This window comes from Acinetobacter sp. YH12233, assembly GCF_013417725.1.
In the GTDB taxonomy this organism is placed as follows: Bacteria; Pseudomonadota; Gammaproteobacteria; order Pseudomonadales; family Moraxellaceae; genus Acinetobacter.
Map to the genome: position 1 here is coordinate 60,688 of NZ_VPDK01000005.1, position 23,540 is coordinate 84,227.

The 23,540-nt window shown below is 42.4% G+C and carries 16 protein-coding genes and 1 pseudogene; 11 read left to right on the top strand and 6 right to left on the bottom strand.

Annotated elements, in window-relative coordinates; all coding sequences use genetic code 11:
- Positions 1 to 259 precede the first annotated feature (259 nt).
- Complete coding sequence (locus tag FTV12_RS03965; protein ID WP_166136309.1) at positions 260 to 499, bottom strand: DUF2171 domain-containing protein; 240 nt, start codon at positions 497 to 499, stop codon at positions 260 to 262.
- Between the two features lie 737 nt (positions 500 to 1,236).
- Here FTV12_RS03965 and FTV12_RS03970 point away from each other — a divergent pair.
- A complete protein-coding gene (locus FTV12_RS03970) occupies positions 1,237 to 2,763 on the top strand; it encodes a fumarate hydratase (RefSeq protein WP_005232211.1) in 1,527 nt (508 codons plus the stop codon).
- A 59-nt stretch (positions 2,764 to 2,822) separates the two neighbouring features.
- On the opposite strand, the gene FTV12_RS03975 is transcribed toward FTV12_RS03970, so the two are convergent.
- The 4 genes from FTV12_RS03975 to tig all read right to left on the bottom strand — a co-directional run bounded on the left by FTV12_RS03975 (position 2,823) and on the right by tig (position 7,174).
- Positions 2,823 to 3,539, bottom strand: a complete 717-nt coding sequence (locus tag FTV12_RS03975; RefSeq protein WP_004781989.1) for a DUF2846 domain-containing protein — start codon at positions 3,537 to 3,539, stop codon at positions 2,823 to 2,825.
- A 167-nt stretch (positions 3,540 to 3,706) separates the two neighbouring features.
- Positions 3,707 to 5,017 carry an ATP-dependent protease ATP-binding subunit ClpX gene (gene clpX, locus FTV12_RS03980; RefSeq protein WP_004781987.1) on the bottom strand — a complete coding sequence of 437 codons (1,311 nt, stop codon included), beginning with the start codon at positions 5,015 to 5,017 and terminating at the stop codon, positions 3,707 to 3,709.
- A 29-nt stretch (positions 5,018 to 5,046) separates the two neighbouring features.
- Positions 5,047 to 5,652, bottom strand: coding sequence for an ATP-dependent Clp endopeptidase proteolytic subunit ClpP (gene clpP, locus FTV12_RS03985; protein WP_004781985.1), 606 nt, complete (start codon positions 5,650 to 5,652; stop codon positions 5,047 to 5,049).
- Positions 5,653 to 5,842: 190 nt separating this feature from the next.
- The gene (gene tig / locus FTV12_RS03990) at positions 5,843 to 7,174 is read right to left on the bottom strand and encodes a trigger factor (protein ID WP_004781984.1); all 1,332 of its coding nucleotides are present in this window, start codon (positions 7,172 to 7,174) and stop codon (positions 5,843 to 5,845) included.
- A 503-nt stretch (positions 7,175 to 7,677) separates the two neighbouring features.
- On the opposite strand from tig, the gene FTV12_RS03995 reads away from it, so the two are divergent.
- From FTV12_RS03995 to rdgB, 10 genes and pseudogenes are all read left to right on the top strand, one after another.
- The gene (locus FTV12_RS03995; protein ID WP_180033527.1) at positions 7,678 to 9,972 is read left to right on the top strand and encodes a TonB-dependent siderophore receptor; all 2,295 of its coding nucleotides are present in this window, start codon (positions 7,678 to 7,680) and stop codon (positions 9,970 to 9,972) included.
- A 412-nt stretch (positions 9,973 to 10,384) separates the two neighbouring features.
- A pseudogene (locus FTV12_RS04000) lies at positions 10,385 to 12,640 on the top strand (catecholate siderophore receptor Fiu).
- Between the two features lie 79 nt (positions 12,641 to 12,719).
- Entirely contained in the window at positions 12,720 to 13,403 is a 684-nt protein-coding gene (locus tag FTV12_RS04005; RefSeq protein WP_180033528.1) for a Fe2+-dependent dioxygenase, read from the top strand.
- Positions 13,403 to 14,509, top strand: coding sequence for an alpha-hydroxy acid oxidase (locus FTV12_RS04010; RefSeq protein ID WP_180033529.1), 1,107 nt, complete (start codon positions 13,403 to 13,405; stop codon positions 14,507 to 14,509). Before FTV12_RS04005 ends, FTV12_RS04010 begins: the two co-directional genes overlap by 1 nt.
- 316 nt (positions 14,510 to 14,825) lie before the next feature.
- Positions 14,826 to 17,144, top strand: a complete 2,319-nt coding sequence (locus tag FTV12_RS04015) for a TonB-dependent siderophore receptor (protein ID WP_180033530.1) — start codon at positions 14,826 to 14,828, stop codon at positions 17,142 to 17,144.
- 464 nt (positions 17,145 to 17,608) lie between these two features.
- Positions 17,609 to 19,306 (top strand): 2-isopropylmalate synthase, encoded by a 1,698-nt coding sequence (gene leuA, locus FTV12_RS04020; protein WP_180033531.1) that lies wholly within the window; start codon positions 17,609 to 17,611, stop codon positions 19,304 to 19,306.
- Between the two features lie 112 nt (positions 19,307 to 19,418).
- Positions 19,419 to 20,579 (top strand): homoserine O-acetyltransferase, encoded by a 1,161-nt coding sequence (locus tag FTV12_RS04025; RefSeq protein ID WP_034704397.1) that lies wholly within the window; start codon positions 19,419 to 19,421, stop codon positions 20,577 to 20,579.
- The gene (gene metW, locus FTV12_RS04030) at positions 20,579 to 21,172 is read left to right on the top strand and encodes a methionine biosynthesis protein MetW (RefSeq protein WP_004781976.1); all 594 of its coding nucleotides are present in this window, start codon (positions 20,579 to 20,581) and stop codon (positions 21,170 to 21,172) included. The genes FTV12_RS04025 and metW overlap by 1 nt, the downstream gene beginning before the upstream one ends.
- Entirely contained in the window at positions 21,169 to 21,759 is a 591-nt protein-coding gene (locus FTV12_RS04035; protein WP_166136288.1) for a tetratricopeptide repeat protein, read from the top strand. The genes metW and FTV12_RS04035 overlap by 4 nt, the downstream gene beginning before the upstream one ends.
- A 104-nt stretch (positions 21,760 to 21,863) precedes the next feature.
- A complete protein-coding gene (rdgB, locus tag FTV12_RS04040) occupies positions 21,864 to 22,490 on the top strand; it encodes an RdgB/HAM1 family non-canonical purine NTP pyrophosphatase (protein WP_180033532.1) in 627 nt (208 codons plus the stop codon).
- Between the two features lie 166 nt (positions 22,491 to 22,656).
- Here rdgB and FTV12_RS04045 read toward each other — a convergent pair whose 3' ends face one another.
- Positions 22,657 to 23,538, bottom strand: a complete 882-nt coding sequence (locus FTV12_RS04045) for a permease (RefSeq protein ID WP_180032208.1) — start codon at positions 23,536 to 23,538, stop codon at positions 22,657 to 22,659.
- Positions 23,539 to 23,540 lie beyond the last annotated feature (2 nt).

Consider the following 23,540-nt stretch of genomic DNA (forward strand, 5'->3'; position numbering starts at 1 on the left):
TATTGATCTATTTTATAAGTTTTCTCAGTAATTATTAGACGTTCTATCATCTACAGATTATCTAGCTCAAAAAATTATGCAGGTTCTTAATCTGCTCTATGAGTAAATGAAACTAAAATAAACAGATTGATGACACAAAAGAAATGCCAGCCGAACAGGCTGGCATTTACCACTTTAACAGATCAGACTTGCCTATTTTAAACTTACATCCAGTTTGACTATTTAAGCCAAACCAGAACAAGTCAGGCAACGATCATGCTTATACCGTGGTCCATTCTTTGTGCACATCTTCTGCTGTTTTATTCAAGATCACGCTGTCATCTTTCACTTCGCTTACCCAGCTGACCGGGATCAGATGATGCTCATTATTCTCGTCATCACTTCTTGTCAATTTAATCTTGTCCTGACCTTCTAAATGATCCACTTTACCAACTTGAGTACCATCTGAAGCAATTACTGAAGCATGTTCTTTGATGTCATTTGTATTAAAGTTACTCATTCTAATTGCCCTATTTATAGAAGTTGAGAGACCTCAGTCTAAGCCCTAAAAAATTGGCTGTGTGTAAGGGTTTTCAGGCTTTGGGTTTTTCTGGGTTAATAATGTAATGAAGAAAAATAACTGTGTCACAGGCGTGTTGTGGCAAGGCCAAGATGATTGAAATATTGTTTTTTTATTAAGGTAATTTGAAGATTTGAAGATTTGAAGATTTGAAGATTTGAAGATTTGAAGATTTGAAGATTTGAAGATTTGAAGATTTGAAGATTTGAAGATAGGCTAATTTTTTAGCTCTTAAAATGTAAAAAAGAAGATAAAGCTTAAGCTTGATCTTCTTTCTGGCCGTAGAACCAAGTAGCAGCGATATAAAGACTAAAAGCAATTACCATCAATACACTAGTCAGGGTCATAAAGAAAACTCATCATTCATTTGATAAGCGCATTATGTAAAAGTTTTATGACAGTTATATGACAATGATGAAATTTTCATAATTTTAATTAATTAATAAAAATCATATATTTAGAATATATTTAATTATATTCCAATAAATTTTAAGCTGAAATATGACAGTAAATATGACAAAAACCTGTCATTTTTAACCAATCTTTCAGCCAAAGTAATTTTCCTTATTGCTTAAACTATAAACTTTTGGCCAATGTCCCTGCAAAACGCCCACAACCGGATTCATTTGTCTTATAATTTAGCCCGCTAGCTAACAGCCCGCTCAAGAGATATTTGTATGACAACTATTATCAAGCAAGATGACTTGATCACATCGGTTAAAGATGCGCTTCAGTTCATTTCTTACTATCATCCACAAGACTTCATCCAAGCGATGAGCCGTGCGTACGACCGTGAAGAGAACAAAGCTGCGAAAGATGCGATCGCGCAAATCTTAATTAACTCACGCATGTGTGCAGAAGGCCACCGCCCTATCTGCCAGGATACTGGTATCGTCAACGTATTTGTTGAAGTGGGCATGGACGTTAAATTTGATTTAACCATGAGCCTGGACGATGCGATCAACGAAGGTGTACGTCAAGGTTATCTTGAAAACTCTAACGTACTTCGTGCATCTGTACTGGCTGACCCTGCTTTTGGCCGTAAGAACACCAAAGACAACACGCCTGCTGTGATCTATCACAAACTTGTTCCAGGTAACAAAGTAGACATCACTGTTGCTGCTAAGGGTGGCGGTTCAGAAAACAAATCTAAACTGGCAATGTTGAACCCGTCTGACTCAATCGTGGACTGGGTATTAAAAACTGTTCCAACTATGGGTGCAGGCTGGTGTCCTCCTGGTATGCTGGGTATCGGTATTGGTGGTACTGCTGAAAAAGCCATGATGCTTGCAAAAGAAGCATTAATGGAAGAGATCAACATGGACGAATTGCTTCGTCGTGGTCCACAAAACAAACTTGAAGAACTTCGTATCGAAATCTTCGAGAAAGTAAACGCGTTGGGCATTGGTGCTCAAGGTCTTGGCGGTTTAACCACTGTTCTAGACATCAAGATCAAAGATTACCCTTGTCACGCTGCGGGCAAACCAGTCGGCATGATCCCGAACTGTGCTGCAACCCGTCACGCACACTTCACACTTGATGGTTCAGGCGTTGCGCATATTCAAGCACCAAGCCTTGAAGACTACCCATCAGTTACTTGGGATTCTTCATCTTCTAAACGTGTTGACCTCGACAACATCACTCAAGAAGAAATGAACTCTTGGAAACCAGGTGATACGCTGCTTCTTAACGGTACGATCTATACTGGCCGTGATGCTGCACACAAACGTATGGTAGACATGTTGAACAACGGTGAAGAACTTCCTGTTGATCTGAAAGGCAAGTTCATCTACTACGTCGGTCCTGTTGATCCAGTGGGTGACGAAGTTGTAGGTCCTGCAGGTCCAACAACTGCAACTCGTATGGATAAATTCACTCGCCAAGTATTAGAAGCAACTGGTCTTTACGGCATGATTGGTAAAGCGGACCGTGGTCCTGCTGCTGTTGAAGCAATTAAAGACAACAAAGCGACTTACCTCATGGCGGTTGGTGGTGCTGCATACCTCGTATCTAAAGCAATCCGTGAAGCTGAAGTGGTTGCATTTGCTGATTTGGGCATGGAAGCGATCTACAAGTTTGTAGTGAAAGATATGCCTGTATCTGTAGCAGTTGACGTAAATGGTACATCTGTACACGCGACTGCTCCAAAAATCTGGCAAGCGAAAATTGGTAAAATTCCAGTAGTTGACGCTGCTGCGGGTTAATTTAAGCTAATAAAAAAGCACCCTTAATGGGTGCTTTTTTATTGGAATTTTAAAATTAATTACCAGGTTCTTGGATCCCAGAGTTTAAACGGTGTGGTTAACTGTACATCTGTAGATGGATCATATTCAGTTGCCTTAATTTTCTGGGCTTTCTTGCGGATTTTCCCAGTTTCCTGATCCTGTGCAAAAAAGTTAAAACTGTCCGATTTTAACTGGGTAAAAGCAATTTCATTGAGGCCCACACTGCTCGGCATCAGCATCAGAGGCCCCGGAACACTACGACGGGTGCTTAGATTTTCTTCATCATACTTAATAAAATAGGATTGACCCGCTTCTACGGTAAAGTCCAGATATTTAGGTTTCTGGAAGTGCAAAGCACCTAAAGGACGGCTGGTACTCAAGCGATAAGTGCCTGCAGGTAACTCAATCCAGTAATGATGATTATGCAATAAACTCGGAATACGATGCTGATTGATAAATAGGCTGGCAGCGACAATTTCCTGACGGTTCCATTTGGAATCCGGGCGGTATAAATAAACAATTGCTGCATCCTCATGCTGAGGTTTAACTGCCTGAAAATGATTGCCCTGTTTCTGGTTGACCCAGCCGCCAATTGTAAACATCCCCACCCGATGCTGTTCGACGAAGCCTGGTTTTTTTTCAAGATCAATATTTTTTAAAGTGCTGAGTGGCTGTGTAGGCTCAACTACGGCTTTTTTACCGTGACAACCCATCAGCGCCAAACTGCCGATGAGCACCATTGCGACTCCACGCATGCTTATCCCTCACTGCGTCTTTATTCTTGTATGCAAGTGCTTTGCGATATATTTTTATAGCTTTCGGCGTCCACGCCTAGATGTTGAGATTAGCATCTGCTTTTATCTTTTGGAAATAAAAAACGTGCGAAAACACGGGGTTTTCGCACGTTTCTGACGAATAGCAATCAAGCAGATTTGCTATTCACCACCTTTAAATCAACTTTTGCCGCTGTTTCTGGCTCATCATGTGGTTGACGTTCAGCACGAAATTCTGGTGCAGCTTCACCATTAATGACAGCTTCATTCACCACCACGGTGCCTACATCGCTACGACTCGGCAGGTCATACATGGTTTCTAGCAATGAATTTTCCAGAATTGAACGCAGGCCACGCGCACCAGTATTACGTTCCAGTGCTTTTTTCGCAACGGCACGTAGTGCTGAATCTTCAAAGACCAAGTCCACATTTTCCATCTCAAACAAATGTTTATATTGACGAGTTAATGCATTCTTCGGCTCAGTCAGAATCTGCATTAAAGCTTCTTCATCGAGCTCATCCAAAGTCGCAATCACGGGTAAACGACCAATGAATTCTGGAATCAGACCAAATTTCACTAAGTCAGTCGCTTCGACCTGACGGAACAATTCAGACAACTTTTTGCTTTCGTCTTTATTACGGACTTCTGCAGTAAAGCCAATACCACCTTTCTCCTGACGCTGCTGTACGATTTTCTCAAGACCTGAGAATGCACCGCCACAGATGAACAGGATATTCGAGGTATCAATCTGAATGAATTCCTGCTGCGGATGCTTACGACCACCTTGTGGTGGAATTGAAGCAACCGTACCTTCGATCATTTTCAGCAAGGCTTGCTGTACGCCTTCACCTGATACATCACGAGTAATGGATGGGTTTTCAGATTTACGGGTAATCTTGTCGATTTCATCGATATAGATAATGCCCTTTTGCGCTTTTTCGACATCGTAATCAGCTTTTTGCAAAAGCTTTTGTACAATGTTTTCAACATCTTCACCCACATAACCCGCTTCAGTTAGGGTTGTTGCATCTGCCATGGCAAATGGAACGTCCAGAAGACGGGCAAGGGTTTGTGCCAGCAAGGTTTTACCTGAACCGGTCGGACCGACCAGCAGGATATTACTTTTGGCAATTTCAACGGAATCATCTGCTTTCTTACCATTGGTCTGTACTTTCAGACGTTTGTAATGGTTGTATACGGCCACAGATAATGTCTTTTTCGCTACGTCCTGACCAATCACATATTGATCGAGCGCCGCACGGATTTCATGCGGTTTCGGTAAAGGACGGTTCGCCCAGTCATTGGTTTCGACCTGTTGACTGGTTTGAACCAAATCTAAGCATACGTCCACACATTCATTACAAATGTATGCGTCCTCGCCTGCAATCAGCTTTCCGACTTCAGACTGCGTTTTACCGCAAAATGAACAATGCTTTTGTCCTTGAGGATGTTCGGACATATTTACTCCAATATCTCAATCTCTAAAACTTATGGACGTTTCGTTAGAACTTCATCCACAAGACCGTATTCTTTCGCTTGCTGAGCAGTCATGAAGTTGTCACGGTCTGTATCGCGTGCCACTTTTTCATAGTCCTGACCGCTATGTTCAGCCATTAAACGGTTTAAACGTTCTTTAATGAACAGAATTTCACGTGCGTGAATTTCAATATCTGATGCCTGGCCTTTGAAACCACCCAAAGGCTGGTGAATCATGACACGTGCATTTTCAAGGCAGTAACGTTTGCCTTTAGTTCCTGCATTGAGCAGGAATGCACCCATTGATGCTGCCTGACCCATACAGTAAGTCACAACATCCGGTTTAATAAACTGCATGGTATCGTAGATCGCCATGCCAGCAGTCACCGAACCACCCGGTGAGTTGATATATAAATGAATATCTTTATCTGGGTTCTCAGCTTCTAAAAACAACATTTGCGCAACGATCAGGTTGGCCATATTGTCTTCAACTTCACCTGTCAGAAAAATTACCCGCTCACGTAAAAGGCGTGAATAAATATCAAAAGAACGCTCACCACGAGAGGATTGTTCTACCACCATTGGCACTAAAGCGTTTTCAATCGTTGGAACATACATAGGTTTATTTATTCCTAAATTTTTGTGACTTAATCCATAATCACAATATGAGGGATAATCAATGAAATTGCAAAATAATCGCGAATAATTCCATCATATTTTTTGCATTAGTTTTGTGAAAATCAGATATGTCAAGAAATTACTAATATGAAAAAAGGCGCACGAAGCGCCTTTTTATGGAAAGCTTGAATTAGCCTTGTTGACGAGCTTGTTGCTCTTTCAATAAGTCTTCATAGCTTACAGTCGCATCAGTCACTTTAGCAGATGACAGAATGTGATCAACAACTTGATCTTCAAGTACAACTGCTTCGATTTGAGCACGTTGTTGCTTGTCATTTTTGAAGTATTCAATCACTTCGTTTGGATCTTCGTAAGAAGAAGCCATGTCTTCGATATAAGCTTCAACGCGCGCTTGATCTACTTCGATTTTCGCATCAGCAAGAATACGGCTTACCAATACGCCAAGTTTAACTGATTTCTCAGCTTGTTCTTTAAACAGGTCATCTGGAAGCATGCTTGAATCAAATGCTTTCGCGCCTTGAGCACCGAACTGTTGAGTGAACTGCTGGATCATTTGTTGACGTTGACGGTCAATTTCTTGAGCAACCATTGCAGATGGAAGTTCAACTTCGTTTGCAGCTACAAGTGCATCGAAAGTTGCGCCTTTAACCTGGTTACGCAGGCCGTTTTTCACTTCACGTTCCATGTTTTTACGAACGTCAGCTTTCAGTTTTTCAACGCCATCTTCTTCAGAAATACCGAAGATTTTCAGGAATTCAGCATCAATTTCTGGAAGTTTTTGTTTTTCAACAAGTTTCACATTGATTTTGAATTGAGCTTGTTTACCAGCAAGGTTTTCAGCTTGGTAATCTTCAGGGAAAGTAACATCGATCACTTTCTCTTCGCCTTTCTTCATACCGATGATGCCATCTTCGAAGCCAGGGATCATACGACCAGAACCTAAAACAAGTTTAAAGTCTTGCGCAGCGCCGCCTTCAAATTTTTCGCCATCAACAGTACCTTCGAAGTCGAAAGTTACTTGCATGTCTTTTTTAGCCATGCCTTTAGTTTCAGCCCAAGAAGCGCGTTGTTTTTGAAGATTTTCAATCATCTTCTCAACGTCTTTATCATTTACTTCAGACGCTTTACGTTCAACTTCCAGACCTTCGAATTTCACTTCAACTTCTGGATAAACTTCAACAGTCGCTTCATAAACTAAAGCATCATCTTTCATTTCAGTTTTTTCGATGTTTGGCATACCAACAGCGTTGATTTTTTCTTGTTGGATTGCTTCGAAAACTGTGTCACGAATGATGTCGTTGACAACTTCTTGGTAGATACCAGCGCCGTATTCACGACGAACTACGTTTACAGGTACTTTACCTGGACGGAAGCCGTTGATCTTCGCAGTTTTAGCAGTGCGTTTTAAACGAGCTTCAAATTGCTCATTAATACGGCTCGTCGGTACAGAAACATTTAAACGACGGGCAACGCCCGAAACCGCTTCAGAAGTTACTTGCATGGCTTCCTCTATATATTTGGTAATAACAGGTTTATAAAAATGTGCCACATTATATGACAACATTTGCAGATATACAAAACACAATACTTGAATCGTCTTTATTGATGCTGTAATAATCAAATTTATTCAGTCAAATTCATTTTTCTTTGATTAAATATCCCTTCCCTCAAATAAGAGTAGATATATTGATTACTCAAACTGGACAGATCATCTCATTCATCGGCATTTATGGATTTTTATAGGACTTTTAGTAAACTTTTCTTTATCTTTTCTTCAAAATTTTTAAACTCTAATAATCTCAATAAAAGTAACGATAATAATCTATTAATCAGATCTATTTTAAATACATTAACTTAGAAACATTTTGATACACTATCACATTGATCAAACCAATTAATACAATCCTTAAAATCGTCATTTCCTATCGGCAAGTAATTCTTAATTTAAATAAGAATTATTATTATTCGCATACATAAATTTTAAGCTTTTTTTCGGGTTCCCACATGTCGTTTATCAAATCACGTAAAAAACTCGTTTCATCGGCGATTGCCTCTTCCCTCTCGATTGTAACCGTAAATGCTGTGGCTGATGAAAATGTGGTCAAGCTCGAAACTATTCATCAAGAAGTTAAAGCTGAACAGACACCAAGTTTAAAAGTAGATAATTCCGCAAATAAGAAATTTGTTGCACCTTTACTGGATACACCTAAATCTGTATCAGTCATTTCTAAGCAACTGATTGAAGACACTCAAGTCACTACACTTTCTGATGCTTTACGTACTGTACCTGGTATTACTTTGGGTGCGGGTGAAGGTGGCAACCCGAATGGCGATCGTCCATTTATTCGTGGTTATAACTCTGAAAGCTCAATGTATGTAGATGGAGTTCGTAGCGCGACTTCACAAAACCGTGAAATGTTTGCGGTCGAACAGGTTGAAGTGACCAAAGGCTCTTCTTCTGCAATGGGCGGTGCCGGTACGACTGGCGGTAGCATCAACATGATCTCTAAGGTTGCTAAAGCTGGTGATTCTTTAGAAGGTTCCATTGCACAAGGTACCGATAATTACCAGCGCATCACTTTAGATGGCAACAAAGATTTCGGTAATGGCATTGCAGCGCGTATTGCTGTGATGGGTCATCAAAATGAAAAAGCAGGTCAGAAAGACGGTGCTGAATATAAACGTGTAGGTATTGCACCAAGTATCAGTTTTGGTCTGGATACCCCTACCCGTGGGACTTTAAGCTATTACTACTTAAAATCTGATGATACACCTGACTCAGGCGTACCTTATTGGAACTCTAAAGATAACACTACAACTGGTAAACCACTTGATGCTAGACAAGGCATTTACTACGGCTGGAAGGATCGTGATTTCCAAAAACAGGAAAATCAAATCGGCACTTTAAAATTAGAACACGATTTAACGGATAACCTGACCATCAGTAATACAGCTGTCTATGGTAAATCTAAAAATGATTATGTCTGGACACAGCCGGATGATTCGAAATCAAATATTGCTAATGGACAAGTAGTTCGTCGTGCGAATACACGTATTACTGATACTGAAACCTTTAGTGATCAGCTTTCATTAACTGGTAAATTTAATACAGGCACACTAAAACATAGCTTTAATGTGGGCGCTGAATATTCAAAACAGGAATCTGATAAAGGAAATTATTTACTTACAGATTTGGGCCAAGCACCAAGCTCTACCCTTCCAGCCATTATTAGTGGAAACAAGGCATGTAGTACCTTTACAAGTGCTACTTCAAATAATTGGTGTACCAGTGCCTATAATCCCAATTCAAAAGATCCTTGGTTAGGTTCAATCACTGCTGCACCAAAAGCGAGTACGACCGACACAGAAAGTACTGGTATCTACTTATTAGACAATATTGAATTAAATCCACAGTGGTTATTAGATTTAGGTGTTCGTTGGGATAAATTTGAAACTGAACAAAATATTCACGCTTCAAATACCAGATACGCAAATGACAGTGATTTCTTTAATTACCAAGCGGGCGTAACCTACAAGCCATTAGAAAATGGTTCTATCTATGCAAGTTATGCTACTTCCGCAAATCCGGTTGGGGTAGATGCGGCTGATGGATCAGAAGGACTTTCTGTTCCTGGACGTAATACGACTGAAGCACAAGCTGAGGCTATGAACAACCTTAAACCAGAGGAAGTTCGTACTATGGAACTTGGTACAAAGTGGGATTTATTTAATGATAAATTAAATCTAACCGCTGCCATTTTCCGTACTGAGAAAACCAATACACGCTCTACTGACGTGGATGGTTTCACACGCAATATTGGTGAAACCCGTGTAGATGGTATTGAGCTAGGTGCAAGCGGTAATCTTAATGATAAATGGGCAGTTTCAGCTGGTTATACTTATTTAGATAGCGAAATTGTAGATGCCGGTTTCTATAATGCAGGTACTTCTGACGTTCCTGATTACCAGCCAAGTTTAAATAATGGCAACCAGGTTCAAAACGTAGCTAAAAACTCTGCCACACTTTGGACGACTTACGATCTCACTCCTGCTTTAACAATCGGTGCGGGTGCAGTTGCTATGGATAAAGTTTATGGTAATGCCGATAATACCAAATATGTTCCAGGTTATGTACGTTACGATGCAATGGCGCGTTATAACGTAAATCAAAACGTTGACCTGCAGTTAAATGTAAATAACTTATCTGATGAACGTTATTTCACTAAAGCATACTCATCACATTATGCAACTGAAGCAGAAGGCCGTAACGCAGTTCTTTCTCTGAACTTTAAATACTAAGTTTTAGCTTCTTCCCTCCTCAAAAAATAGCCTCATTCGTGAGGCTATTTTTATTTTCTAAAAGATATAAAGCTTTAAATCTAGATTTAGTTCTATTTACGCACCTTTTGATAAAAAGCTTTAAATAGAAAATAATTACATTTTTTAATCTTAGGTAAAAAACTGAAAAATAAGTTTATTTTGAAATTTTTCTTAATAGAAATCCTAGATTAAAGTTTGAATATTAAACAGTAATTTCATCCATAAATTCATAAGAATGACTTAATTGAATATTGTTAATGATAATTATTATCACTACAATTCGCAAAATTGTTAAAGGCCATAACAATAACTCCATAATTGCTGCTATTTGATGAACTCGAGCATATCAAGGTGGTAAGGGAAATATTATTCAATTCAGGAATTCTGTCACATGGCGCATATCAAAAGCCGAAAACATCATTACAAGACTTCATTGGTCGCACTTGCTGCAACTTTGCCACTGATCACTCATGCAGATAACATCACCAATGAAAGCGTTATTCAGCTTCCAGAAATTACAGTTAAGAATAAAACTGCAAATGAATATAAAATGGATCAATTAAGTTCTGCTAAATCTAGCCAAGCTTTAGTAGATACGCCTCAAACCGTTTCGATTATCAACAAGAACTTATTAAAAGAACAAGGTGCAACCACCCTGGTTGAAGCCTTACGTAATACGCCAGGAATTACCCTGCAACTCGGTGAGAATGGGAATACCAGTGCTGGCGATGCCTTCCAGATGCGCGGCTTTTCAACTCAAAGCTCCACCTATCTGGATGGCATTCGTGACCTCGGCGCTGTAAGTCGTGATGTGTTTAACCTGGAACAGGTGGAAGTCGTAAAAGGCCCTGCGGGTGCCGAAGGTGGGCGTGGTACGGCGTCTGGTTATGTGAATCTGGTCAGCAAATTGCCTCATTTGGAAAACAGTCGTGAAGTCTCTGCCACCTACAATACGGCTGAACATACGCGTCTTGCCACTGACATTAATCAGGCGATCAATGACAGCGTTGCTGTCCGTTTAAATGCAATGGGTTAAGATGGCGGTGTAGAAGGCCGCGACTTTATCCAGAATCAAGGCTGGGCTGTTGCCCCTTCTATCGCCTTTGGTCTGGATAGTGATACTCGCCTGTATCTTTATTCCCAGCATATCCGCCAACGTAACATTCCAGATGGCGGTATTCCGACGATTGGCATGAAAGGATTTTGGAATGCAGACCCGCTGATCGCCAGCGCACCTAAAGTAGATCGTGAAAATTATTATGGCCATGCAGATGACCATGAAGATGTTGATGCTGACATGTATACAGCCAAAATCGAAAGTGACTGGGCTGAAAATCTGAAATTTACCAATATTACCCGTCTGGGTAATACCCATATGCAGCGTACTTTGACGGGGATTAATAGCCTTTCAAGAAATGACTCTACCCATCCTCAAGACTGGACAGTAAGCCGTTCACGCCAGGGTGTGGATCAGGAAAATAAAATTCTGGCTAATCAGAGCACGGTGAACTGGAATGTCAAAACCGGTTCAGTGGAGCATGATCTGGTCGCTGGTGTAGAACTATTAAAAGAGCAGCAACATTCCAGAACACTGGCCACACAAATGCCGGGACAGCCAAGCAACACCACACCACCCGCGAATCTATACAATCCTGACCGTCACCAGAATCTGCCTGATCCTGTGTATACGGGCGCTTATTCGGATGGTGAAACCCAAACGGCGGCTGCTTATCTTTTCGATACGCTCAAGTTTGGCGAACGTTTTCAACTCAATAGTGGCGTCCGTGTCGATTATTACGATACCAACTACGATGCACTGGGTTATTCAACCGACAGTACGACACTAGCAGTGACTGAAACCAAAACAGATTTAAAAGCCCATGACACTTTATTCAGCTGGAAGCTCGGTGGTTTATATAAGCCAACCGCCTACAGCAGTGTCTATGCATCTTATGCCAAATCCCTGACACCGCCGGGTAGCAGTAACTTTAGCCTTTCATCCACAGGAATAAACAGCTCAGCCGCAGACCCTCAAGAAACTCATCATTATGAAATTGGCACCAAATGGGATCTGCTAGAGGGTGATCTGGCTTTAAATGCTGCGGCATACTACACCGAAAATGAAAACCAGTTTACCCAAGATCCAATTACCCTCGAGTCTGTTCAGGAAGGTAAAACTACAGTTAAAGGAATCGAATTGGGTGCTGTCGGTAAAATTACTGATGCCTGGAATATTTCAGCAGGTGTTGCCCATATGAAAACCGAGCAAAAAGACCAGTTCAGTGTCAATTCCAACACGGGTGTAGTGACCCAGACCAATAGTGTACGTTGGTCACCTGAATGGACCGCTTCTTTATGGACGACCTATAACATTGCTGGTTTAAAACTGGGCTTGGGCGCACGTTATGTGGATGAGCAAAAACGTGTGATTACCGATAGTACTGCAGCAGCGAATATGCCAAGTATTCCAAGCTATGTGGTATTTGATGCTATGGCCGGTTATACCTTTAATGACCAAACTTCCTTAAACCTGAATGTTTATAATCTGGCAGATAAAGAGTACATCAGCACGCTGAATAATGGAGGTGGCCGTGTGATCTTAGGCCAACCACGTTCAGCAGCTTTAACCCTGAACTATAAATTTTAATTCAGCTTTTATCTCTATCTATCAATATCGTGTATTCTCTTGAATGCACGATATTTTCAATTGCAGGAATGCTTTTAAAATGATGTTACATATCCCGGCAGTATTAAGCAAAGCACAAGTTGCCGAACTGAGACAACAACTAGATCGTTCAGAACACTGGATGAATGGGCAACTCAGCGCCGGGAGTCAGGCACAGAAAATCAAAAAGAACCTGCAGCTGGATTCTTCTTCTGTCCTGTATCAGCAGATTAGCCCTATCATTTTACAAGAGCTTAAAAGTCATCATTTAATTACCTCTGCTGCCCTACCGAAACATATCCTGCCGCCCCTGTTTAACTGCTATCAAGATTCTGGCACCTATGGCAATCATGTGGATAATGCCATTCATTATTCTCCCCTACTTGGACAGGCCATTCGTACCGATGTGTCACTGACTTTATTCTTATCTGAAATCGATGAATATGAAGGTGGTGAGCTGGTCGTTGAAGACCAGTATGGCTGCCATGAAGTCAAGCTGGATGCGGGTGATGTGATTGTTTATCCATCGACCAGCCTGCATCGGGTTGAACCAGTAACTCAAGGCAAACGTATTGCTGCCGTAACCTGGATTCAAAGTATGATCCGTGAAGATGCTAAACGCAGTATGTTGTTTGATCTGGACATGACCATTATCAAACTACGCCAGCAAATTGGCGATACCGAAGAAGTCCTACAACTGACCCACCATTATCACAACCTGATTCGTCAATGGGGTGATTTATAATGTCACGTGAACCAATGGCGCCACTGACCCAAATCCCAGCCTACCTACAAACCATCGCCGATTATGAGGTCGAAGCAGAAAAACATCTCTCCAGTATGGTCTGGAACTATCTGCAAGGTGGCTCCATGGATGAAGTCAGTGTCCGGGACAATTTACAGCAATTTCAGGATATTCAGCTTCTGCCGCGTATGCTGAAAGATCTGACCCAAGGCAGTACTGAACTTGAAATGTTCGGACAAAAATTTCCGCATCCAATTTTTCTGGCACCGATTGGACATCAGCAGCAGTTTCATCCTGAAGCCGAAGCCGCTTCTGCCCTCGCCGCAGAAGTGATGGGTAGTAATATGATTCTCAGTACTTTTACGAATACTGACATGCGCGCATTGAAACAGGACAATCCACGCAAATGGTTTCAGCTTTACTGGCAAGGGAATCGGGAAAAATCTCTAGCTTTGGTCAAAATGGCTGAGGCACATCATTATACGGCGCTAGTGATTACGGTAGATTCACCACATACTGGCATCCGCGATCGTGAACGTCGTGCGTTTTTTCATTTACCGGAAGGCATGCAACATCCGCATACGCCTACGCATATTCCCCTTCCGGAATTAAAGGAAAGTGATCATCCTGTCTTTAATGGACTGATGAAAATTGCCCCGACTTGGGAAGATATTGCCTGGATGGTACAGCAGACCCATTTACCCGTGATTCTAAAAGGAATCGTGCATCCCCTAGATGCCCAGCTGGCGATTCAGCATGGGGTAAAAGGCCTAATTATTTCCAATCATGGCGGTCGTGTGCTGGATACCTGCATTTCTCCTCTCATTGCCTTGCAATTGATTAAAAAGGTAGTGCCAGCAGATTTTCCTCTGCTCTATGATGGTGGCATCCGTCGTGGATCGGATGTATTCAAGGCAATTGCCCTAGGTGCTTCTGCTGTCCTGATTGGCCGTCCTTATATTTATGGTCTGGCGACTGCCGGAGCTTTGGGCGTAGCGCATGTGATCAAAATCCTGAAAGAAGAATTTGAGATTACCATGGCCTTAATGGGAACAGCGACCGTGGCAGATATTCAACCGAGCTGTCTATTTAGGGGAATTGATTAATTAGGATTTAATTGAAAATAAAAATGAAAAATAAATTAGTTAAATATCTTACCCTTAACTCCTTGAAGCGTCTTTAAAGGCAATTCAACATAGCTTTATATATCAATAGCTATTATCAATAAAAACCAAATAAGATCCATATTTAATCAATCTATATTAAAAACATGGTTTTAATTCTCAGTTCGCACTCTAGTCTATCTATTTTTTAAATTGATTAAATTTTGTTCATTGCCAATATCAATGCAAGAAGGATAGCAACGATAACAATAATAATTATTATTTGCGAATCCAAACTTAAAAATAAAAAAGAATGATTATGAGTTATATAAAATCTCGTAAAAAAATAGTTTCTTCAGCCATCGTTTCTTCCCTTTCTTTTGCATCTGCACACACGATTGCACAGGAAAATGTGGTGCAGCTTGAGACCATTCATCAGGAAGTACAAGCTGAACCCGTGCCGGGTCTAAAAGTCGATCAGTCAGCAAATAGTAAGTTTGTTGCTCCACTCCTCGACACGCCAAAGTCTGTGGTCGTGATTCCCCAACAACTGATTGAAGATACGCAGGTCACTACCTTAGCTGATGCTTTGCGTACTGTTCCGGGGATTACTTTAGGCGCAGGTGAAGGCGGCAATCCGAATGGGGACCGGCCTTTTATCCGGGGGTATAACTCGGAAAGTTCAATGTATGTCGATGGCGTGCGAAATTCGACTTCACAAAACCGGGAAATGTTTGCCATTGAGCAGGTCGAAGTTACCAAAGGTTCTGCTTCTGCCATGGGCGGCGCGGGCACTACGGGCGGCAGTATTAATATGATTTCCAAAGTGGCGAAAAAGGGAGATGCGCTGGAAGGCTCTGTTGCGGGTGGTACAGATATGTATGCACGTATCACTCTGGATGCTAACAAGGACTTCGGCAATGGCATGGCGACTCGTATCGCGGTCATGGGCCACCAGAATGAAAAAGCGGGTCAACATGACGGTGCTGAATATAAACGTGCTGGTATTGCACCCAGCTTCAGTTTTGGCCTGGACAGCGCAACGCGTGGAACTTTAAGTTATTACTATTTGAAAACTGATGATATTCCAGATTCCGGCGTTCCCTATAATAATCCATTTGGAGCCACCAATGCCAATGCCGCTTTAAATGGTAATGGTAAACCAATTGATGCCAAAGCTGGTCAATACTATGGCTGGAAAGATCGTGATTTCCAGAAACAGGAAAACCAGATTGGTACCTTTAAATTGGAACATGACCTGAATGACAATCTGACCCTGAGTAATACGGCGGTCTTTAACCGCTCTAAAAATGACTACCTCTGGACCAACCCCGATGATTCACGCGGGAACTTCATTTTGAATGGCAATGTCTGGGCACGGGCCAATTCACGTATCGCAAATACCGATACCTTTACTGACCTACTGGCTTTAACAGGCAAATTTGATACTGGTGCTATTCAACACAGCTTTAACCTGGGTGCAGAATATTCAGATCAGGATACCGAACGTACCCAATATATTATTAATGGTCTGAATGTCACGGGAAGTTCTTTTGCGGCGTGTGGTACCCCTGCCAATGTGGCCTTAGGCTGGTGTACTTCTGTAGACAATCCAGACCGGGGTGCGTGGACGGGGATACTTAATACAGATGGTGCGGACCGTTATGATATCGAGACCAAATCAAAGTCGATCTACTTACTGGACAGTATCGAATTGCATCCGCAATGGATTCTGGATCTGGGCATACGTTGGGATGATTATAAAACCCAGCAAACCTTGACCTATGGACGATTCAATAATGCGGTGACAGGTGCAAACAATACACCGATTACCGCCGTTCCAGGTGATCAGCTGACCCTCGAAAATGAAGAAGACTTTTTTAATTATCAGGCGGGTCTGGTCTTTAAGCCAAGAGAAAATGGCAGTATTTATATCAGCTATGCCACTTCCTCGAATCCGGTCGGTATCGATGGCGGTGATGGCTCTGAAAGTATTAGCGCAGCTATTGAAAATCTAAAAGCTGAAAAAGTCCGCACCATGGAACTGGGAACTAAATGGGATCTTCTGGAAGATGAACTGAATCTGACGGCTGCCATTTTCCGTACTGAAAAGACCAATACCCGCGCCACCGATGCTGATGGCACCACCCGTAATATTGGTGAGACCCGTGTCGATGGGATTGAGCTGGGTATCAATGGAAATATTACTGAGAAATGGGCAATTTCCGCAGGCTATACCTATTTGGATAGTGAACTGATTGATGGTGGCTTTGAAAATATTGGAACCACGGCCGAACCGGTTTATGTTCCAAGCACAAACAATGGCAATCAGGTTCAGAACGTAGCAGAAAACAGTGCAACTCTATGGATGACCTATCAGGTCATACCTCAACTAACATTGGGTACCGGTGCTGTGGCAATGGATAAAGTTTATGGCAATGCCGCCAATACCAAATTTGTTCCCGGTTATGTGCGTTACGATGCCATGGCACGTTATCAGGTGAACCCCAATGTGGATCTACAGCTGAATATCAATAACCTGTCCGATACGCGTTATTTTACCAAAGCCTATTCTTCCCACTATGCCACTGAAGCAGAAGGCATCAGTGCCGTTTTAGGCCTGCATTTTAAATACTGATCTGAGCAATCTTCATGATATTAAGGGCTAGTCTGAATCCATCAAACTAGCCTTTATTTTTTAATATGAAAGATTTCATGTATGCATTGCTTAAGAACTTCCAACAAAGCTATTATATAAAGAAATATTTTAGCCTTATCGCTTAATTACAGGAAAATCCAACAAAATTAAAATAGATTATAGAAATATTTTTCCAATTAATAACTTTATAAGAAAATCTTTTTTAAGATACGACTAAAATCCATAGAAAAAGCAAAAACTTTTCACGTTTTCTGGACTAAAATTTAATTATAGGTTCACCATGCAGGTGTCTGGTTGATCCTGATGATCAAAACTTAAAAAATACAGGATTGATCTAATTTATCCTCACCTGCATGTAAACGAATATATAGACAAAATCTATGCTGTAGACCGAGCAACTGCTACACCAAGCGAGTATGCCAGGCTACCTAAGGAGCTCTCTCATGATGTTGGCTGATCCAAGTAAAAAATACCGTCGCATGTATCAACGTGTGGACTTACCAGACCGTCAATGGCCGAATAATGAAATTACTAAAGCGCCAATCTGGATGAGTACTGACCTGCGTGATGGTAACCAGGCGATCTTCGAGCCAATGAACATCGAGCAGAAGTTCAAAATGTTCCAGATGTTGGTAAAAATCGGTTTCAAACATATTGAAATCGGCTTCCCGTCTGCCTCTCAAATTGATTTCGACTTCACTCGTAAATTGATCGAAGAAGGTCATATTCCGGATGACGTCTACATCGAAGTATTGGTTCAGGCACGTGACCATTTAATCGCACGTACTTTTGAATCTTTACAAGGTGCGAAACGCGCAATCGTGCATATCTACAACGCTAACTCACCGACATTCCGTCAAAAAGTGTTGAACGTAGACGTTGAAGGTGCAAAACAGTTAGCGATTAATGCAGCGCAAAAAGTGAAAGAATACGCAGCAAAACAGCCTGAAACTGAATTTGTTTTCCAGTACAGCCCTGAATGTTTCTCTGCAACTGAATTGGAAGTGGCGAAAGACGTTTGCGACGCTGTGACTGAAATCTGGGAAGCATCTCCAGAAAACAAAGTGATCTTGAACTTGCCAGCCACTGTCGAAGTCTCTACACCAAACGTGTATGCCGACCAAGTGGAATGGATGCACCGTAACATCGAGCGTCGTGACGGCGTGATCATTTCAGTCCACTGTCACAATGACCGTGGCTGTGGGATCGCAGCGTCTGAATTGGCAATTATGGCCGGTGCTGACCGTGTCGAAGGTTGTGTATTCGGTAATGGTGAACGTACCGGTAACGTGGACGCGGCAGCGATTGCCTTGAACATGTATACCCAGGGTGTTGCGCCAAACTTGGATTTCTCGAACATCAACGAAATCATTGCGACTGTTGAAGAATGTACGGGCTTGCCTGTACACCCACGTCATCCATATGCGGGTGACTTGGTGTTCACAGCATTCTCTGGTTCACACCAGGATGCCATCAAAAAAGGTTTCGAATTCCAGAAAAACGAAGAAATCTGGGATATGCCATACTTGCCGATCGATCCGAAAGACTTGGGCCGTGACTATGACGCTGTCATTCGCGTGAACTCACAGTCTGGTAAAGGCGGTATCGCTTACTTGTTAGAATCGAACTACAACGTGACCTTGCCACGTCGTTTACAGATCGAATTCTCGCAAATCGTGCAGCAAAAAACTGATGAAGATGGTACTGAGATTTCAGCACAAGCGATCTGGAGCTTGTTCAAAGAGACGTATGTTGCCGCGAAAGATGCTCATTACTCTGCCAAAAACTACAAATTGTCAGATGAAAATGGCAATCAGGTCATTGAGCTGGATATTGAAGTCAATGGTGAAACCCAGCACTTACGTGGTGAAGGTAACGGGCCGATTTCTGCGATCTTGGATGCATTACAATTGCCGATTGATGTCTTGAACTATGAAGAACGTAGCATCAGTTCAGGTGCACATGCCAAAGCCTTGGCATTGGTTGAACTTCAAGTAAAAGGCACAGGTAAATCTGCCTTTGGTGCGGGCGTGCATGACAACATCGTGACCTCTTCGATTGAAGCAATTATTGCATGTACCAACCGTCTGATCGATCAGGATGTGTTAAGCACCGAACAGGTGATTGCTGCTGCCGTCTAAACCCGGTATTTGAATTAGCAATAATTCATAGCATTAAAAAGACTTTAGAAGGATACCTGCAAATGGTATCCTTTTATTTATTCATACTAAAGATTTAAGGCGAATCATTCCCGTGTCTTTTCCAGCTGACTCAGTGGGCCTTGTTGTCCCACAAAAGTTCCAATTCGAACAGCCGTTAGAGCTTGAATGCGGTCGCATCCTCCCACGTTTTGAACTGATGGTAGAAACTTATGGCGAACTGAATGCCGATAAGTCCAATGCCATTTTGATCTGCCATGCCCTGTCTGGCCATCACCATGCTGCCGGTTATCATCATGAAGATGATAAAAAACCAGGCTGGTGGGATGCCTGCATTGGTCCGGGCAAGGCAATCGATACCAATAAATTCTTTGTGGTGGCGCTGAATAATATCGGCGGTTGTAATGGTTCTACTGGTCCTACCTCTCCTAATCCCGAAAATGATAACCGTCCATACGGTCCAGACTTTCCGCTGGTCACTGTGCGTGACTGGGTGAAAACTCAGGCAATGCTGTCTGACCGTCTGGGAATTGATGTGTGGTATTCCATCATTGGCGGCTCACTCGGGGGCATGCAGGCATTACAATGGTCGGTAGATTATCCAGATCGTCTGCAAAAATGTGTGATTATTGCCAGCGCACCAAAACTGTCTGCACAAAATATTGCCTTTAACGAAGTCGCGCGTCAGTCGATTCTGTCAGATCCGGACTTCCATCATGGCCGTTATCTAGAAAATGACAGCTATCCAAAACGTGGCCTGATTCTGGCACGTATGGTCGGTCATATTACCTATCTGTCTGAAGAAGCCATGAAGCAGAAATTTGGCCGTGATTTAAAATCTGGCAAATTCATGTATGGCTTCGATGTAGAATTCCAGGTCGAAAGCTATCTGCGCTATCAAGGTGAACAGTTTAGCCGTAACTTTGATGCCAACACTTACCTGATCATGACCAAGGCACTGGACTACTTTGATCCTTCACGTGAATATCAGCAGTCACTGGTCAAAGCGATGGCACAAACCAAATGTAAGTTCCTAGTAGTTTCTTTCACGACCGATTGGCGTTTCTCGCCTTCACGTTCTGTTGAAATCGTGGATGCCCTCATTACCAATCATAAGCCGGTCAGCTATGTCGATATTGATGCTGAACAAGGCCATGACTCCTTCCTGTTCCCGATTCCCCTGTATGTAAAATCCTTGCGCGCCTTTCTAGGCGGTGAAGAACATCTGCGATCAACACCGAAGGAGGCTGTGTAATGCGTATTGACCAACAACTTGCTGAGAAATGGATCAAGCCCGGTTCACGTATCCTCGACCTCGGTTGTGGTGATGGCGAACTGCTGGCCCATATGAGCAAAAAGCACAATATTCGTGCATATGGATTAGAAATTGATCAAGAAAAGATTGCAATTGCGATCAGTCGCGGGTTAAATATCATCCAGCAGGACTTAAACCTCGGTTTAAGCCGTTTTGCTGACCAGTCTTTTGACTATGTGGTGATGGCACAAGCTTTGCAAGCTGTAGATGCACCAGACGTATTATTGCGTGACATGGTGCGTGTAGGGAAACAGGCCATTATTACCTTTCCAAACTTTGCGCACTGGAAGACTCGTTCTTTCTTGGCATTAAAAGGGAAAATGCCGGTTTCGGAAGCCTTACCCTATATGTGGTATAACACCCCGAACATTCACCTATGTACCTTCCGTGACTTTGAAGCATTATGCGCGGAAAACAACATAAAAATTATTAATCGACTCGCTGTGAATGGGAATCAAGAAGATAGTTTGCTGAGCAAACATCTCCCAAATCTGTTTGGTGAAGTCGCAATTTATCGAGTGAGCGCTCTATGAAAAAATTATTATTAAGTACGACGCTACTGGCTGGACTTTTTGGCATGCAGGCCCATGCCGATTACGTTGCACCAACGCCTTCTGTGGCCAGCCAAGCAGCGCAATATTCAGTAATGGACATTCATAGTCTGACTAAAGCGGCTAAAGCAGGTCAGCCTGGTGCACAATTTTATTTAGCAACAAAATACCAGTATGGTAAAGACATTCAGAAAGATGAACGTCAGGCTTTTGCCTGGTATAAAGCAGCAGCAGATCAAGGTCTGGCAGTGGCTCAACTGAATGTTGGCCGTATGCTGGCAGATGGTATTGGCACCAAGAAAGATGAAACACTGGCTCGCCAGTACTTTGAAAAAGCAGCCAGCCGCGGTGATAATCGTGCCAGCTTTAACCTGGCGATGATGGAAGAGAAAAAGAAAAACTATATGGGTGCTTATCAGTGGTATGAACTCTCTACCCGTGACGGCATGCTGGACAATAAAGTGATTACTTTATCTGAAGGCAAAAAAACTGCATTGGCAGCCAACTTGACCCAGGAACAGATCCGTCAAGCACGTGATCGTGCAGACCGTTGGATTCAGGCACAATAAGCTGGATCTGCAAAAGAGCGCCTTCGGGTGCTTTTTTTTATGGCCTAAAAACTGCAGCAAGTTGCTACACTACATATATGTAATTTGAAAGATGAGTAATTAATATGACTTCAACTGACTGGCTCTCCCAAGGCACACTGGTATTGGCAAGTAATAATAAGGGCAAGATTGCAGAATTCGAAAAGATGTTTGCTGAGCTTAAACTTCCGGTTGAAGTGATTCCTCAAGGTCAGCTGAATATTGAAGACGCAATTGAAGATGGTTTGAGCTTTGTTGAAAATGCCATTATCAAGGCACGTCATGCCTCACGTATTTCTGGCAAACCTGCGATTGCTGATGATTCAGGGATTTGTGTACCAGTTCTGGGCGGTGCACCTGGAATTTACTCTGCACGTTATGCGGGTCAACATGGTGATGATGCAGCGAACAACGAAAAATTACTGGCTGACCTGAAACCACTGCGTAAAGACGGTGAACCGATTGAAGGCATGTTTGTGTGTGTACTGGCCTTAGTTCAACATGCCGAAGACCCATTACCACAAATCTTCCAGGGCATCTGGAAAGGTGAAATTCTGGAAGCAGCACGCGGTGAAAATGGCTTTGGTTATGATCCATTGTTCTGGTTACCAGAACTAGGAATTTCCAGCGCAGAAATGAGCAAGGAAGAGAAAAATAAAATCAGCCATCGTGGTCAGGCGATGAAACTGTTTAAGGCGAGTTTGGAAAAATAAATCTAATTCCTAAAGGAGTCCTCCCTCCTTTTAGGAGGGAGTTAGAGGGAGGCCATTTCCTCACCCTTGGGGAGAAGGAGCCCCTCCCTTTTTCAAAGGGAGGTTGGGAGGGATTTAAATAGTAAATTACCTCTCCCTAACCCTCTCCTACAAGGAGAGGGAACTTTCATAACGTTGGCACCACCGCATGTACCACCATCCCATACACCCCAATCAAAATTGCACTCGCAATCGTTCCTGAGGCAATATATTTCGCTGAATAACCTGTGCCCTGATAATGGGTTTCCAGTGCCACAATATTCGCGGCGGGTGGAAGCAGGAAATACATCATCATCACAGCATAGATCAGGGCTTGATGTGGAATCGGTAATAAGAAATAAGCCCCTGCTGCCAGACCTAGAGCTAGCACAAAACGACCGCTGATCAAGATCAAACTACGTTTTAAATCACTCAGTTGAATCCTGACTTTACTCAACCACATTCCCAGAATACACATACCGGCAAAAGTCACTAGAAACTTGTTCGTGGCATAGCCCCATTGAATCAGCGGATGCGCTTCATAGGTAGTAAAATCCCAGAAGGACAAAATCGCTGCAATAGAAAGCGCAATCACTGGCGGGGATTTCAGCATATTTTTAATAATGAATTGGGGATCCTGTTTATCAGGACTAACAGCGACTACAGCACTGACATTGCCAAATAAAGAACCGCCAATATAAAGAGCCACAATGGTATTTAAGGCATCCGGACCAAATACAGCTAAGGCAAAAGGAAAGCCGAGCCAGACCCCGTTTAAATAACTAAAACATAATGCCCGCAACTTATCTTTGGAGAAAAGAAAGAACAGGCTAAACAGAAACAGTGAGCTAAAGATACTAAAACCGATCAGCCACAGACTGCCCGGCTTATAAAACACCATGTTGTAAATGACAATCAAGGGAATCAAAAGACGTGCCAGCAAGGCCGCCATGAATGGACGGATCGACTTTAAATAATGGACGCCCCAGAATCCAATCAGAAATGAAATAAGCGGAAGGAGCAGTGCCATAG